We start from the raw sequence: 14,189 nt of genomic DNA, 5'->3' as shown, positions 1-14,189 counted from the left end.
CCGGACGTTCAGGACTGCTGGACGATGGTGATCGTGCTGGGGCTGCCCGGGGTGGCCCCCGGTGTTCCGGACGCACCGGGCGTCCCGGGGTTGCCGTTGCTGCCGTCGTCGCCGGCCGACGAGCCGCCGCCGGCGGAGCCGCCCTTGCCGCCCGAGCCGGCGGAGCCCCCCTGGCCTCCCGAGCCGCCGTCGCCGGTCTTGGACGGGGTGGTGTGGCTGAGGAACTGGGCGCCGGATGCCAGGGTCCCGTACGTGACCGTCACGGTGCTGCCGTTGCCCCCGTTGCCGCCCTTGCCTCCCTTCCCGCCGTTGCCCCCGTTGCCTCCGTTGCCTCCGTCGGCGCCGGACGTCTCGTAGGCTCCGGACTTGTCGCCGTCGCCGCCTTCTCCACCGTCGCCCCCGTTCCCGCCGTTGCCGCCGTCACCGCCGCGGCCACCGGCGCCGCCCGAGCCGAAGACGTAGCACGTGCCGGTCAGCGTGCCGACGGTGATGGTGCCCGTGAAGGCGTCGCCGCCGTCCCTGGCGTCGCCCCCGTCGCCGCCGGACGTGGCGCTCGCGCCGTCACCGCCGTCCTGGGCCTTGCTGCAGCCGGTGGCCCAGTTGCAGTCCGCGTTGTTGCCGTTCGAACCGCCGGCACCGTTCTGCCCCTTGGCGCCGGCCTGCCCCTGCTCGCCGTTGGCGCCGATCACGGAGATCTCGGGGACCTCCTTGAACACCCGGTTGAGCGGGGGGTCCTGGGCGATCTGGTCGTTCATGGGAAACCTCTCCTCCTGCTGGCGCGTGGCGCCGGTAGCGGGACTGGCGCTGCTCCTCAGCTCTTGACCACCAGGGAGGTGATGGAGACCTTGGCTTCGGTGTAGACGAAGATCTGTCCCTGCGGCTCCACGGTCACGGTGCCGAACTCGTGCTCGGCGTCGGTGACGTTCAGCGGGTTGTCCTTGGTGACGGTCACGTCGGGCGGATTGGGCATGTCACTGCTCCTTCGTGCTGGTGCCGACGGTGGATCCGTCCCGGTCGCACCGGAGGTGCCCGACGTCCAGCCGGAAGGCGGTGCGGGGCCGCAGTTGGCCGGTCCTGCGGATGGACAACTCCTCCGCCCGGACGACGGCCGGGTGCCCGTCCACCGACAGGTGGGCTCCCGCCGAGATCTCCAGGCGCCGTACGTGGTAGAAGGCGGCGGCGAACGGGGCGTAGCAGTGGGTGAGCGCCGCGCGGTACTCGGCCACGAGCGCACGGGGGCCGAAGAGGTAGCAGTTGGCGGCCCGGCGCAGGTCCTCGCGGTCGCGGGCGGTCAGCTCCTCGTGGCGGAACGAGGCGCCGTGCTGCCAGGAGCGCGTGGGCAGGAGGTGGCGGGGGAACGGCACCCGGCCGCTGGCCAGGGGGTCGTCGGGTGGGCAGAGCCACGCGCGGAACTCGTCGACGTCGTCGGTGTGCCGGATCTCGGGCGAGACGAGCGACACCGTGGTGGGGTCGGTGGTCAGGCGGGCCGACTCCCCCGGGGGAACGACGAGATGATCCAGCATCGCCGCCAGGAGTGCGGGTCGCGGTGGGCTGGGGGCGGCAGAGACGGACATGATTCCTCCTTCGCCGTACGGAGCGAACGCGGCACACACTGGCAGAGCGGGGTCACCATCCGAAATGCCCGCCCGGCAAGTCATATGAGTCGTGCCAGGGCGTGCGGAAAGACTGCGCGGCGCCCGGTTCGGGCGGTGGTCTCCGCGCTGACCTGCCTCGACGCCGCCGCTCTCGCTGGCGCCGCCCGTCGAGGTGTCAACGGCCGGCGCCAGGGGGCGCACGGAAGCCAAGCCCGCGGCCGACGGGGCGCACGCCGCGCCAAGTGGCCTTGGAAAGGGCCCGAGTTCAGCGGGCGGCGGGCCACGGCGGCGTTCGGCTGGTCTCCGCGTCTCAGCGCGGCGCCCCGCCGGGTGCCGTCGCACGAGTAGCGGTCAGCCACGCCAGTGCGGCCAGGGCCAGCACCGCCGCCGCGGCGAACATCGCGCCCGCTCCGGTGGGGAGCGCCAGGCCGCCGACGAGGGTGCCGGCGCCGATGCCGAGGTAGATCGCGGAGGAGTTGAGGGCGACGAGCAGCGGGGCCTGGTCGGGGGCCGCGCCGATCAGGCGGTGTTGCTGGGGCGGGGTCTGGCACCAACTGGCGGCGCCCCACGCGGCGGCCAGTACGGCGACCGCCGGGAGCGAGCGGGCGTCGGTGGCCGTCAGCAGGGCGAAGGCGGTCATGGTCGCGGCCATCGCGGCGTAGCCGGTGGTCAACACCTTCGTGGGGCCGACGCGGTCGGCGGCGACGCCGGCGGCGAGGTTTCCGGCGACGGCGCCCGCTCCGTACGCGGTGAGCATCCACGCGGTGCCGGAGCCGGTGACGCCGACGGCCCGTAGCGCCGGTTCGACGAAGGCGTAGCCGGTGTACGCGGCGGCCATGCCGAGCACGGTCAGCGGAAGGACCGTGGACACGCCGGGGCGGCGCAGCGCCGCGAGCCGTGCGGCCAGCGGTACGGGGGCGACACCGGGCAGCGGCGGGGTGAGGGCGGCCACGGCCGCGGCGGTCACCAGGCAGAGCGCCGCCACCAGCCAGAGTGCGGCCCGCCATCCCAGCAGGGTGCTGGTCGCGGCGCCGAGCGGGACGCCGAGCGCGGTGGCCGCCGTCAGCCCTCCGACGACCACGGCGAGGGCGCGGGCGCGCTGTTGCTGCGGCACCAGTCGGGCGGCGACCGCGCCGGCGGTCGGGGTGTAGGCGGCGGCTGCGACCGCGGTCAGGACCCTGGTCACCAGGAGCACCGGGAGGTTCGGGGCGAGCGCCGAGGCCGCGTTCGCCAGGCCCAGCACCACGAGCGCGGTCACCAGCAGCGCTCGGCGCGGCGCCCGGGCGGTGAGCGTGGCGACCACCGGTGAGGCCACGGCGTAGGCGACGGCGAAGACGGTGACCGCCTGGCCCGCGGCGGCCGTCGACACGTCCAAGGAGGCGGCCATGTCCGGGAGGAACCCGGCCAGGACGAACGCGTCGGTGCCCACGGCGAACGTGCCGAGCGCCAGCACCAGCGTTCGCGCCAGACCGCCGGAACTCCTCGACTTTATCGAGACATTCAACATCCCGAATTACCTTCCAAGAAAGCCCGGCCGACCGGCCGGGCGCAACGGATCGCGTCTCGTGCTGGGCGCAGGGCGCACGCAGGGTGCGCACGGGGCGCAAGGACGGACGTACGGGAACGGGCGGGCGCGCGGGGGTGGTGCGCGGACGCTACGGATCAGCCGGAGAGCCGCTGGTGGAAGCGGCGCAGCCGGGCCGGGGCCGCCGGGGGGCTGACCGCCAGCAGATCGGCGACGGTCTGCGCGGACAGCTCGCGCCGCCAGGCGAGTTCGGCCCTGCGCATCGCCCGGGACACCCCGCAGGGCTGCCCGAACTCCGACGGTGCGGCCTCGGCGCCGGCCCCCTGCTGCCGGATCTCGGTGCAGCGGAACGCCTCCTCCCGCCCCTCGACCGCGGACACCACGTCCATCAACGTGATCCGCTCCGGCGGGCGGGCCAGTGCGTACCCCCCGCGGGCGCCGGGTGTCGAGGAGAGGATCCCCGCCCGCACCAACGGCTGGAGTTGCTTCTTCAGATACGCCGGCGGCAGGTCGAAGAACTCGGCCAGCCGCGCCGCCGACACCGGCACCCGGTCTTCGAGCCACGCCAGGGCCAGGCAGCAGTGCAGCCCCCACTCGACGCCTTCACCCATCAGCACAATCGGGATACTACACATCCCGATTCAAGGGCACCGCCCCCCCTGCAGTGGTGCGGGGAGACCGAGGTCAGGCGCGTGCGGCCGTCCCGGCCCCTTCGGCCAGGGCGCAGGTCGCGACGATGAGTTGGTCCAGGGCGCGCCTGATGTCCTCCCACGGCGGGTCCTCGCCGCCGATGACGCGCTGGACGCACACGCCGTCGATGCCGGCGAGCAGGAAGCGGGACAGCTCCCGCGGCGGGCAGGCGTAGCTGCGACCGGTGCGCTCCGCGATCTCGACGAGGGCGGCCGTCGCAATGTCGGCGGTGTCGCGGTGGTACCGGTCGACGACCTCGCGCAGCTCGGGGGTGCGCAGCGAGAAGGCCACCAACTCCAGCCAGAGGATGTTCAGTTCGAGACTGTCACCGAGGTCGGCCCACACGGCGTCGACGCAGGACCGCAGCGCGCTCTCCAGGTCGGGCGCGTTCGCGACCGCCCGGCGCACGTGCGCCACCAGGTCGGCGGTGAGCGTCTCCAGGACGGCGCGGTACAGATCGGCCTTGGTGCCGAAGGTGTAGTGCACGGTCGCCTGGGCGACGCCCAACTCCGCGGCGATCGCCCGGGTGCTGCCGGCGGCGACCCCTTCGCGCGCCATGAGTTCGATGGCCGCGGCGATGAGCTGGGGACGGCGCTCCGCGGCGCTTACATGAGCCATACGAGCCACTATAACGACCCAGTCATCCATTCACGTCACTCGCCCATGTCGCATGGCCATGTCGATCGACTTTGTCATGCGACAAAGTCATGCGTATGGTGGAACGGCCGAGCACTCGTACGGAGATCACTTTGAGGGGCAGGTCGATGAACCCGACAGCACTGCGACACGGATCCCGGACCGGCGTCGTCCCCCAGCGCACCCCGCTCCCGCTGGTGGGGCACGCGCTGCGGGTGCCGACCGACGCCTTCACGCAGTACGCGATGCGTGAGGCCCAGGCCCTGGGGCCCATCTTCAACTTGCGCTTCTTCGACGAGGACAACCTGATCGTCTCGGGCGCCGACCTGGTCGCCGAGGTCTGCGACGAGTCCCGGTTCCGCAAGTCCGCGGCGCCGCTGGCCACCGTCCGCGAGTTCGCCGGGGACGGCCTGTTCACCGCCTTCGGCGACGAGCCCAACTGGCGCAAGGCGCACAACGTCCTGCTGCCGGCGTTCGCCTTCAACGCGCTGAAGGCGTACCACCCGACGATGGTGGCGGTGGCCCGCCGGCTCCTGTCTGCCTGGGACGCCGGCGCGGGCTCCCCCGTCGACGTCAGCGCCGACATGACCCGGCTGACCTTGGACACCATCGGCCTGTGCGGCTTCGGCTACGACTTCAGATGCTTCGAGCGCACCGAGGAGCACCCGTTCGTCGCCGCGATGGTGCGTGCGCTCGCCCACGCCCAACGCAAGACGGGGTTCGTCCCGGGGCTCGACTTCCTTTACGCGGGGGCCGAGCAGCGCCAGCGCGCCGACGTCCGCACCATGAACCGGCTCGCCGACGAGATCGTGCGCGCACGACGTGCCGACGCAGCGCGCGACGCAGCGCCGGACACCTCGTCCGACACCTCGTCCGACGCCTCGTCCAACGCCGGGAACGGCCCCGGGGGCGACGCCGGGAGTGACCTGCTCGGCCTGATGCTGCACGCCCGGGACAAGGACACCGGTGAGCGCCTGGACGACACCAACATCCGGTACCAGATGCTCACCTTCATGATCGCCGGCCATGAGACGACCAGCGGCGCGCTCTCCTTCGCGCTCTACTACCTGCTCAAGAACCCGGCGGTGCTCGCCGCGGCCCAGGCCGAGACCGACGCGCTGTGGGGAGCGGACCCGGACCCCGATCCGTCGTACGAGGACGTGGGCCGGCTGAAGTACCTGCGCCAGGTCCTCAACGAGAGCCTGCGGCTGTGGCCGACCGCCCCCGCGTTCGCGGTGGAGCCCCTGGCGGACACCGTCATCGGCGGGCGCTATCCGGTGCGCAGGGGACAGCCGGTCACCGTGCTCACGCCGATGCTCCACCGCGACGCGGGCTGGGGCGACAACCCCGAGCTGTTCGACCCCGCCCGGTTCGCGCCCGAGCGCGTCGAGGCCCGGCCCGGCCACCTCTTCAAGCCCTTCGGCAACGGCGAACGCTCCTGCATCGGCCGACAGTTCGCGCTGCACGAGGCGACCCTCCTGCTCGGGCTGATCGTCCACCGCTACCGGCTGCTCGACCACGGCGACTACCGGCTGAAGGTCAAGGAGACCCTGACCCTCAAGCCGGACGGACTCACCCTCACCCCGGTGCTGCGCGGCCCCGAGGAGCGCCGGCACGCAGCGACGCCCATCGCCGTCGCCCCCGCTCGGGAACGGGCCCCCGCGGTCCCCGACACCCTGGGGCTGCGCGCCCCCGGCACCACCCTCACCGTGCTCCACGGCTCCAACCTCGGCACCTCCCGCGGCCTCGCCGCCGGCCTGGCCGACGAAGGCGCCCGGTACGGCTTCACCACCCGCGTCGCACCCCTCGACGACGCCGTCGGGGCGCTCGATGCCGAGCAGCCGGTGCTGATCGTCGCCTCGTCGTACAACGGTCGGCCCACCGACGACGCCGGGCGCTTCGTGGCGTGGCTCGATCAGGGCCCGCAGGTGCCCGCCGGCCTGCCGTACGCGGTGCTGGGCGTCGGGGACCGCAACTGGGCGGCGACGTACCAGCGGGTCCCCGCCCTCATCGACGCGAAGCTGACGGACGCCGGGGCGACGGCACTCGTCGAGCGCGCCGAGGTCGACGTGTCCATGGACGTGGCGGCCGAGGTGGCGCGGTGGAGCGCCCGGGTGTGGCCGGCGCTGTTGGAGCGCTACGGCATACCCGCCGACGGGGCCGGCGACGCGGCCCCCGCTCCTTCCCGGTACGCGGTCGACGTCGTCGACGACGCGCCTGGCTCCTGCGCGGACGCGGTGCCCGAGTCGGCGGGGCTGGTGCCCCTCGCGGTCGCCGCCACCGACGAGTTGGTCGACCTCGCCCACCCGCTGGGCCGCTCCAAGCGCTGGCTGAGCCTGGCGCTGCCGCAGGGCGTCGAGTACCGCACCGGTGACCATCTGCTGGTGCGCCCGACGAACCCGGCCGCGCTGGTGGACCGTACGGTGGCGCTGCTGGGCCTCGACCCGGACCGGGCCGTCGTGCTGACGGCGGCGGGCGGTGCCGGGGGCCCGCTGCCGACGGGCCGGCCGCTGACCGTACGGACCCTGCTCACGCACTTCGTCGACCTCGGCAAACCCGCGACGGCCCGGCAGGCGACCGCGCTCGCCGCGCACGCGCCGTGCCCCCCGGAGCGGGCCGCCCTCCACTCCTTCGCACCGGGCCGGGCGACCGTGCCCGACCTGCTGGAGCAGCACGCCTCCTGCCGGCCCGACCTGTCCGCGCTGCTCGACCTGTGCCCGCCGATGAACCCGCGCTACTACTCGATCTCGTCCTCCCCCGCGACTCGGCCGGACCGGGCCGAGTTGATGGTGGCCGCGCATCCGGTGCCGCACCGCGACGGCGACGGCACGTTCCTGGGCGCCGGCGCCCAGTACATGGCGGGCCTGGTGCCGGGCGAGACCGTGTACGGCCGGGTCTCCCCCTGCCGGGACGCCTTCCGGCTGCCCGCCGACCCGACCCTCCCCGTGGTCCTCGTCGCCGCCGGCACCGGCCTCGCGCCCTTCCGCGGCATGGTGGCCGACCGGGTCGCCGCACCGGCGCCGGACCGTGCCCCGCTGCTCGCCTACGTCGGCTGTGACCACCCGGACGTCGACTTCCTGCACCGGGCCGAGTTCGAGGCCGCGCAGGACGCGGGCGCGGTGAGCCTGCGCCCGACGTACTCGCGGGCGCCCGAGGACGACGCCCGGTTCGTCCAGCACCGGCTGCTGCGCGAGTCCGCCGAGGTGTGGGGGCTGCTGGCGGCCGGCGCCCACGTACGGGTCTGCGGCGACGGCCGGGCGATGGCCCCCGCGGTCCGCGACGCCCTGCGCACCATCCACGCCCGGCACACCGGAGCCGACCGGGAGGCCGCCGCGGCGTGGCTGACGGGCCTGATGGCCGACGAGCGGTACGTGGAGGACGTCTGGGCCGGCTGAACGCCACGGCGGTCGGGCCCGCGCCCGGTCCCGCCCGGTGTCCCCCGTGCTGAGATGATCACCGGGGCCACCGGCGGGACCTGCGAAGACCGGTCGGGGTCCGTGCACGGCACCCGCGCCGGCCCGACCCCGGCGCGGGCGCCTTGTCACCGCGCCCCGCACACCCGCGGGGCGACGACACCGACACCCCGAGGAGTATGCGGCCATGGCCCCGGAGACCCCCTTGCCGCCCGTGTTGTTCACCTCCGTGCGCACCGACGGCGGACGCCTTCGGGACCTGCTGGTCACCGACGGCCGGATCGCCGCGCACGACCCCGTCGACCTGCCCGCCGGGTGCCTGACCGTGGCGGCGGACGGCGCGCTCGCGCTGCCGTCGCCGGTGGACGCGCACATCCACCCGGACAAGACGACCTGGGGCGGGCCCTGGCTGAGCCGGGAGCCCGCGCACTCGCTCAAGGACCTCATCGACGGCGACGTGCGCACCCGTTCGCGCATCGCCGCCCCCGTCGCCGAACGCGCCGGCGCACTGATGGACAACGCCGTCGCCCACGGCACGCGCGCCATGCGCGCCCACGTCGACGTCGCCCCGGTGTACGGACTGTCCGGGGTGCACGGGGTGCGGGAAGCCGCCGACGCCCGCCGCGACCTCCTCGACGTCCAGATCGTCGCCTTCCCCCAACTCGGCCTGCTCAGCGCGCCCGGCACCGTCGAACTCCTCGAACGGTCCCTCGCGGAGGGCGCCGACGTCCTGGGCGGCCTCGACCCGATCGGGGTGGACGGCGACATGGACGGGCAGTTGGACTGGCTCTTCGACACCGCGGTGCGCCGCGGCGTCCCGCTCGACGTCCACCTCCACGACGGAGGTGAGAGCGGGCTGCGCCAGGTCGCCGCGATCGCCCGGCGCACCGTGGCCGCGGGCCTCGCGGGACGGGTCACCGTGAGCCATGCGTTCTGCCTCGCCGAACTCGCCGGGGACGCGTTGGCGCGGACGGCCGACGTGCTGGCCGACGCGGGGGTGCACCTGACGACCTGCGCCCTGGGCGCTGACCCGGTCCTGCCCACCGGCGCCCTCACCCGCCACGGGGTCCTCGTCGCGGTCGGCTCCGACGGCGTGCGCGACGCCTGGTCCCCCTTCGGCGACGGCAACATGATCAACCGCGCGCATCTGCTCGCGTACCGCACCGACGCACGCACCGACGCCGAACTGACCGCCTGCTACGAGGTGGTGGCACAGGGCGGCGCCGCGCTGCTGGGACTCCCCGCCTCCCGGCTCGCCGTCGGCGACCCGGCCGACTTCGTCCTGGTGGCGGCCCCGTCGCTGCCCGAGGCGGTCGTGGACCGTCCGGTGCCGAGCGCCGTGGTGCGCGGCGGCCGGGTCGTCGCCCGCGACGGGCGGTTGGTGTGACCGTGCCGTACGGGGCCGTCAGAAGCGGTCCGCGAACCAGCCGGCCGCGGCGGCGGTGACCGCGTCCAGGGCCCCCGGCTCCTCGAAGAGGTGCCCGGCGCCGGGGACCACCAGCAGCTCGCTCTCGCCGCCGAGGCGCCGCCGTGCCCGCCGGTTGAGGTCGAGGACCAGCAGGTCCGCGCCGCCGACCACCAGCAGGGTGGGGGCGGTCACCGCGGGCAGGCGTTCGTCGGCGAGGTCGGGGCGCCCGCCGCGGGACACCACGGCCGCGCAGTCGTTCTCCGGGTCCGCCGCGGCCCACAGCGCGGCGGCGGCGCCCGTGCTCGCGCCGAAGTAGCCGAGGCGCAGCCCGCGGGCCTCGGGCCGGGCACGGAGCCAGTCGGTGGCGCCGGTGAGGCGGTCGGCCAGCAACTCGGTGTCGAAGACGTTGCCGCGGTCGGCCGCCTCCGCCTCGGTGAGCAGGTCGAACAGCAGGGTCCCGAGGCCCCGGTCGTTCAGCCCGTCGGCCACGTGCCGGTTGCGGGGGCTGTGCCTGCTGCTGCCGCTGCCGTGGGCGAAGAGCACGACGCCGCGCGCGCCGCTGGGCACCGTGAGGTGTCCGGCCAGGTGCTCCGCGGGGCCGGCGGGGATCCGTACCTCTCGGTCCGTCGCTCGATCCGTCGGGGCGGGCCCGTGCGTCGGGGTTCGGCGGGCGGCGTTGAGGATCGCCACGACCTCGTCGTCCTGCGTCTGCGCGAAGTCCCGGTAGAACTGGCCCACGGCGCTGAAGCCGGCCGGTGTGTCGGGGCAGATCAGCTCGTCGGCCTCGGCCGCGAGCAGCTCGGTCCAGCCAGGTGGTGCGACCGGCACGGCGAGCACGACGCGGGCGGCCCCGCGCGCCCGGGCGATGCGGCACGCGGCCCGGGCGGTCGAGCCGGTGGCCACTCCGTCGTCGACCACGACGACCGTACGGCCCTTCAGCGGCTCGGGCGTCCGCTCGCCCCGGTAGCGCCGGGCCCGCTCGGCGAGCAGGGCGCGCTCCTCGGACTCGACGCGAGCCAGTTCGTCGTCGCGCACCCCGGACATCCGCACCACCCGGTCGTTCACGACGCGTACGCCCTCCTCGCCGACCGCGCCCATGCCCAGCTCGGGCTGGAACGGCACGCCGAGCTTGCGCACCAGGCACACGTCCAGGGGAGCGTCGAGGGCTTCGGCGACCCGGGCCGCGACCGGAACTCCGCCGCGGGGCAGTCCGAGGACGACCACGTCCCGTCCCTTGAGGTGTTCGAGCCGGGTCGCCAGTCGCCGTCCGGCGGCGTCCCTGTTCTCGTACGTCATGTCCACCGCTCCCCTCGTGCTGCCGTCGAGCCGGGGGCCGATGTGATCAATTGTCGCCCACCTGCGCGGTCGATGGCCAGGCCGCGCCCGTCACGCGCCCGTCGGGGGCGCGGGGCGGCTCTTATCCTGGGAGTCGTGAGCGGTGACCGCGTCACCGTGTTCCTGTGCGGTGACGTCATGCTGGGGCGCGGTGTCGACCAGGTCCTGCCGCACCCCGGTGACCCCGCGCTCGCGGAGGCGTACGTCAGCGACGCGCGCACCTACGTGCGGCTGGCGGAGGCCGCGTACGGCCCGGTGCCCCGCCCGGCGCCGTTCGACTGGCCGTGGGGGGTGGCGCTGGGCGTCCTGGACGCCGCGGCGCCCGACGTGCGCATCCTCAATCTGGAGACCTCCGTGACGCGGGGCGGGGAGCGCGCCGTCGGTAAGGGCATCCACTACCGGATGCACCCGGCCAATCTGCCGGCGCTGGCCGCGGTGCGCCCCGACGTGTGCGTGCTGGCGAACAACCACGTCCTCGACTTCGGGCGGCAGGGGCTGGTCGACACCCTCGAAGCGCTCGACTCGCTCGCCAGCGCCGGCGTGCGCCGGGCGGGCGCGGGGCGTGACGCGGCGGAGGCGTGGGCGCCCGCGGTCGTCCCCCTGCCAGGTGGGCGCCGGCTGCTGGTGTTCGCGTGCGGCACGGCGTCCAGCGGCGTGCCCGGTGACTGGGCCGCCGGGGTGCACCGGTCCGGGGTGGCCCGCGTCGACGAATCGCTGGATCCGGCCGGGCCCGCCGCCGCGCTGCGGGCGGCGAAGCGGCCGGGGGACCTCGCGGTCGTCTCGGTCCACTGGGGCGGGAACTGGGGGTACGGCGTCACGGGCGCCGAGCAGCGCTTCGCGCACGCCCTCGTCGACGCCGGCGCCAGCGTCGTGCACGGGCACTCCTCGCACCACCCCAGACCCCTGGAGGCGTACCGCGGCGCGCTCGTCCTCTACGGGTGCGGCGACCTGGTCAACGACTACGAGGGCATTTCCGGTCACGAGGAGTACCGGGACGACCTGCGGCTGCTGTACCTCGTCTCGCTCGCCGCCGACGGCGCGTTCCACGAGGTCCGCATGGTGGCGTTGCGCGCCCGCCGGCTGCGGTTGGAGCACGCGCCGGACGAGGACGCCGCCTGGCTCCAGCGCACTGTGGCCCGGGTCAGCGGGCGCTTCGGGGTGCAGGTGGTGCGGGAGCGGGACGGCACGCTGATCGGCCGCCCCCACCGCGCCGGCGCACGGCCTGGACGGGGGCGCGGACGGGGCGGCTCAGCGGCGCGCGGGGAGGGCGGGCGCGATGGCGCGTGAGCCGTTGGGGGTCGCATCAGGGCTGCGCGATACGGGCGCCCCGTCGATACTGGTGCGCAGCGGTGCGCCCCTGCCCCGGGGCGTCCGAGCATCACCCGGACCGGCCGTCAGGAGATGTACGTTGCGCATGTTGATCAACGTTCCGGAGACCGTCGTCGCCGATGCCCTGCGCGGCATGGCAGCCGCCCACCCCGAGCTGGTGGTGGACGTGGAGAGGCGGGTCGTGGTGCGCCGGGACGCGCCGGTGGCCGGTCAGGTGGGATTGGTGTCGGGCGGCGGCTCGGGGCACGAGCCGTTGCACGCCGGTTTCGTCGGGCCGGGGATGTTGTCCGCCGCGTGCCCCGGCGAAGTCTTCACGAGCCCCGTGCCGGACCAGATGGTGCGGGCGGCGGCGGCCGTGGACAGCGGCGAGGGCGTGCTCTTCGTCGTCAAGAACTACACGGGTGACGTGCTGAACTTCGACATGGCGGCGGAGCTCGCCGAAGACGAGGGCGTCACGCTGGCGAAGGTGCTGGTCGACGATGACGTGGCGGTGACCGACAGCCTGTACACGGCGGGGCGCCGGGGCACCGGTGCCACCTTGTTCGTGGAGAAGATCGCCGGCGCGGCGGCGGAGGCGGGTGCGCCGCTGGAGCGGGTCGAGGCCATCGCCCGTCGGGTCAACGAGGGCTCGCGCAGCTTCGGCGTGGCGCTCAGCGCGGTCACGACGCCCGCGAAGGGCAGCCCGACGTTCGACCTGCCGCCCGGGGAGCTGGAGTTGGGCATCGGCATCCACGGCGAGCCGGGCCGGGAGCGGCGGTCGATGATGACCTCCCGGGAGATCGCCGACTTCACCGTGCACGCGCTGCTGGAGGACCGCCGGCCGGGCGGCCCGGTGCTGGTGCTGGTCAACGGCATGGGGGCGACCCCGCTGCTGGAGCTGTACGGCTTCAACGGCGAGGTGCAGAAGGTGCTCGCGGACCGGGGCGTGACCGTGGCCCGCACCCTGGTCGGCAACTACGTGACCTCCCTCGACATGGCGGGCGCTTCGGTGACGCTGTGCGAGGTGGACGAGGAGCTGCTGCGGCTGTGGGACGCGCCGGTGCAGACCTCGGCGCTGCGCTGGGGCCGTTGAGCGGCCGTACCGCAGGGCCACCGACCCGCAGAACCGCAGAGAACCGCAGGCCCGCAGGCCCGCAGAATCACTGTCACAGGGAGGGCACGTGCTCGACGCCGACTTCTGCCGCCGCTGGATGCAGGCCGCGGCCGGGCTGATCGACCAGGAGGTGGACCGGCTCACGGAGCTGGACTCCGCGATCGGGGACGCGGACCACGGAGCGAACATGCAGCGCGGGTTCACCGCGGTGACCGAGGCGCTGGCGCAGCAGGAGGCGGGCTCTCCGGGGGAGGTCCTGGTGCTGGCCGGCCGCGAGCTGATCTCGAAGGTGGGCGGGGCCTCCGGACCGCTGTACGGCACGCTGCTGCGGCGTACGGGCAAGGAGCTCGGCGACGCTCCCGAGGTGACGCTCGCGCAGCTCTCCGCGGCGCTGCGGGCCGGGGTGGCGGCCGTCGCGCAGCTCGGCGGGGCGCGGGCCGGGGACAAGACGATGCTGGACGCCCTGGAGCCGGCGGTCGCCGCGCTCGACGACACGGCGGCTTCGTTCGACGCCGCGCGGGCCGCGGCCGAGCAGGGGACGTTGGAGACCGTGCCGATGCAGGCCCGCAAGGGCAGGGCGAGCTATCTGGGCGAGCGCAGCATCGGCCACGAGGACCCGGGCGCCGCGTCGTCGGCGCTGTTGATGGCCGCGCTGGCGCAGGCGGTGGCGTCATGAGCGCACGGCAGCCGGTGGGGGTCGTCCTGGTGTCGCACAGCCGTGAGGTCGCGGACGCGAGCGCAGCGCTGGCGAAGGCGCTCGCCGGTGCGGGCGCCGATGCGCCCGTGATCGGGGCGGGCGGTACGCCCGACGGGGGCGTGGGCACCAGTTCCGAACGCATCGCCCGGGCCGCGCACGCGGTGGACCGGGGCGCGGGGGTGGCCCTCCTGGTGGACCTGGGCAGCGCGGTGCTGACGGTGAAGTCCCTGCTGGCCGAGGGGGACGAACTGCCCGACGGCGCCCGGCTGGTGGACGCGCCCTTCTTGGAGGGGGCGGTGGCGGCGGTGGTGACGGCGCTGGCGGGGGGCGACCTGGACGCGGTGGCGAACGCGGCTTCGGAGGCGTACGCGTACCGCAAGGAGTGACGCCGCCGGACGCCGCACTTCGGGTCCGGACGCCACACTTCGGTTCGGGGACCGTGTTCGGGCGCCGTGTTCGGGCGCCGTG

At 74.7% G+C, this 14,189-nt stretch carries 13 protein-coding genes; 6 read left to right on the top strand and 7 right to left on the bottom strand.

Annotated features, from left to right (window positions below):
• Positions 1–8: 8 nt before the first annotated feature.
• The 6 genes from ABZ842_RS20020 to ABZ842_RS19995 form a co-directional block, all read right to left on the bottom strand.
• Positions 9–755, bottom strand: a complete 747-nt coding sequence (locus ABZ842_RS20020) for a hypothetical protein (protein ID WP_361538187.1) — start codon at positions 753–755, stop codon at positions 9–11.
• Between the two features lie 56 nt (positions 756–811).
• The gene (locus ABZ842_RS20015; protein WP_361538185.1) at positions 812–970 is read right to left on the bottom strand and encodes a hypothetical protein; all 159 of its coding nucleotides are present in this window, start codon (positions 968–970) and stop codon (positions 812–814) included.
• Position 971: 1 nt separating this feature from the next.
• Entirely contained in the window at positions 972–1,574 is a 603-nt protein-coding gene (locus ABZ842_RS20010) for a hypothetical protein (protein ID WP_361538183.1), read from the bottom strand.
• A gap of 331 nt (positions 1,575–1,905) precedes the next feature.
• Positions 1,906–3,102 (bottom strand): MFS transporter, encoded by a 1,197-nt coding sequence (locus tag ABZ842_RS20005; protein ID WP_361538181.1) that lies wholly within the window; start codon positions 3,100–3,102, stop codon positions 1,906–1,908.
• Positions 3,103–3,257: 155 nt separating this feature from the next.
• Positions 3,258–3,731, bottom strand: a complete 474-nt coding sequence (locus tag ABZ842_RS20000; RefSeq protein WP_361538304.1) for an Rrf2 family transcriptional regulator — start codon at positions 3,729–3,731, stop codon at positions 3,258–3,260.
• A 73-nt stretch (positions 3,732–3,804) separates the two neighbouring features.
• Entirely contained in the window at positions 3,805–4,428 is a 624-nt protein-coding gene (locus ABZ842_RS19995) for a TetR/AcrR family transcriptional regulator (RefSeq protein WP_361538179.1), read from the bottom strand.
• 146 nt (positions 4,429–4,574) lie between these two features.
• Between ABZ842_RS19995 and ABZ842_RS19990 the strand changes: the two genes are divergently transcribed.
• Complete coding sequence (locus ABZ842_RS19990) at positions 4,575–7,841, top strand: cytochrome P450 (protein ID WP_361538177.1); 3,267 nt, start codon at positions 4,575–4,577, stop codon at positions 7,839–7,841.
• Between the two features lie 205 nt (positions 7,842–8,046).
• On the top strand, positions 8,047–9,246 hold the full coding sequence (locus ABZ842_RS19985) for an amidohydrolase (protein ID WP_361538175.1): 1,200 nt from the start codon (positions 8,047–8,049) through the stop codon (positions 9,244–9,246).
• 18 nt (positions 9,247–9,264) lie between these two features.
• Here the strand turns inward: ABZ842_RS19985 and ABZ842_RS19980 are convergent, their stop codons facing one another.
• Positions 9,265–10,563 (bottom strand): phosphoribosyltransferase family protein, encoded by a 1,299-nt coding sequence (locus tag ABZ842_RS19980; RefSeq protein ID WP_361538173.1) that lies wholly within the window; start codon positions 10,561–10,563, stop codon positions 9,265–9,267.
• Positions 10,564–10,698: 135 nt separating this feature from the next.
• On the opposite strand from ABZ842_RS19980, the gene ABZ842_RS19975 reads away from it, so the two are divergent.
• From ABZ842_RS19975 to ABZ842_RS19960, 4 genes are all read left to right on the top strand, one after another.
• Complete coding sequence (locus ABZ842_RS19975) at positions 10,699–11,889, top strand: CapA family protein (protein ID WP_361538171.1); 1,191 nt, start codon at positions 10,699–10,701, stop codon at positions 11,887–11,889.
• 121 nt (positions 11,890–12,010) lie between these two features.
• The gene (gene dhaK / locus ABZ842_RS19970; RefSeq protein WP_361538169.1) at positions 12,011–13,003 is read left to right on the top strand and encodes a dihydroxyacetone kinase subunit DhaK; all 993 of its coding nucleotides are present in this window, start codon (positions 12,011–12,013) and stop codon (positions 13,001–13,003) included.
• An 88-nt stretch (positions 13,004–13,091) separates the two neighbouring features.
• Positions 13,092–13,700 (top strand): dihydroxyacetone kinase subunit DhaL, encoded by a 609-nt coding sequence (gene dhaL, locus ABZ842_RS19965; RefSeq protein ID WP_361538167.1) that lies wholly within the window; start codon positions 13,092–13,094, stop codon positions 13,698–13,700.
• Positions 13,697–14,107: a PTS fructose transporter subunit IIA gene (locus ABZ842_RS19960; protein WP_361538165.1), complete on the top strand. Its 411-nt coding sequence runs from the start codon at positions 13,697–13,699 to the stop codon at positions 14,105–14,107. The genes dhaL and ABZ842_RS19960 overlap by 4 nt, the downstream gene beginning before the upstream one ends.
• Positions 14,108–14,189 lie beyond the last annotated feature (82 nt).

Source organism: Streptomyces sp. NPDC047315 (assembly GCF_040643215.1).
GTDB lineage: Bacteria > Actinomycetota > Actinomycetes > Streptomycetales > Streptomycetaceae > Streptomyces.
The sequence above is the reverse complement of the archived record's forward strand: the minus strand, read 5'-3'. Positions and strand labels throughout refer to the sequence as shown.

What these genes read in the sequence shown, in the direction of transcription:
- ABZ842_RS20015 (WP_361538185.1), bottom strand. Translation starts at nt 970, where the DNA reads ATGCCCAATCCGCCCGACGTGACCGTCACCAAGGACAACCCGCTGAAC.
- ABZ842_RS20020 (WP_361538187.1), bottom strand. Translation starts at nt 755, where the DNA reads ATGAACGACCAGATCGCCCAGGACCCCCCGCTCAACCGGGTGTTCAAG.
- ABZ842_RS19985 (WP_361538175.1), top strand. Translation starts at nt 8,047, where the DNA reads ATGGCCCCGGAGACCCCCTTGCCGCCCGTGTTGTTCACCTCCGTGCGC.
- ABZ842_RS20000 (WP_361538304.1), bottom strand. Translation starts at nt 3,731, where the DNA reads ATGGGTGAAGGCGTCGAGTGGGGGCTGCACTGCTGCCTGGCCCTGGCG.
- ABZ842_RS20005 (WP_361538181.1), bottom strand. Translation starts at nt 3,102, where the DNA reads ATGTTGAATGTCTCGATAAAGTCGAGGAGTTCCGGCGGTCTGGCGCGA.
- ABZ842_RS19995 (WP_361538179.1), bottom strand. Translation starts at nt 4,428, where the DNA reads ATGGCTCATGTAAGCGCCGCGGAGCGCCGTCCCCAGCTCATCGCCGCG.
- ABZ842_RS19980 (WP_361538173.1), bottom strand. Translation starts at nt 10,563, where the DNA reads ATGACGTACGAGAACAGGGACGCCGCCGGACGGCGACTGGCGACCCGG.
- ABZ842_RS19990 (WP_361538177.1), top strand. Translation starts at nt 4,575, where the DNA reads ATGAACCCGACAGCACTGCGACACGGATCCCGGACCGGCGTCGTCCCC.
- ABZ842_RS19960 (WP_361538165.1), top strand. Translation starts at nt 13,697, where the DNA reads ATGAGCGCACGGCAGCCGGTGGGGGTCGTCCTGGTGTCGCACAGCCGT.
- ABZ842_RS20010 (WP_361538183.1), bottom strand. Translation starts at nt 1,574, where the DNA reads ATGTCCGTCTCTGCCGCCCCCAGCCCACCGCGACCCGCACTCCTGGCG.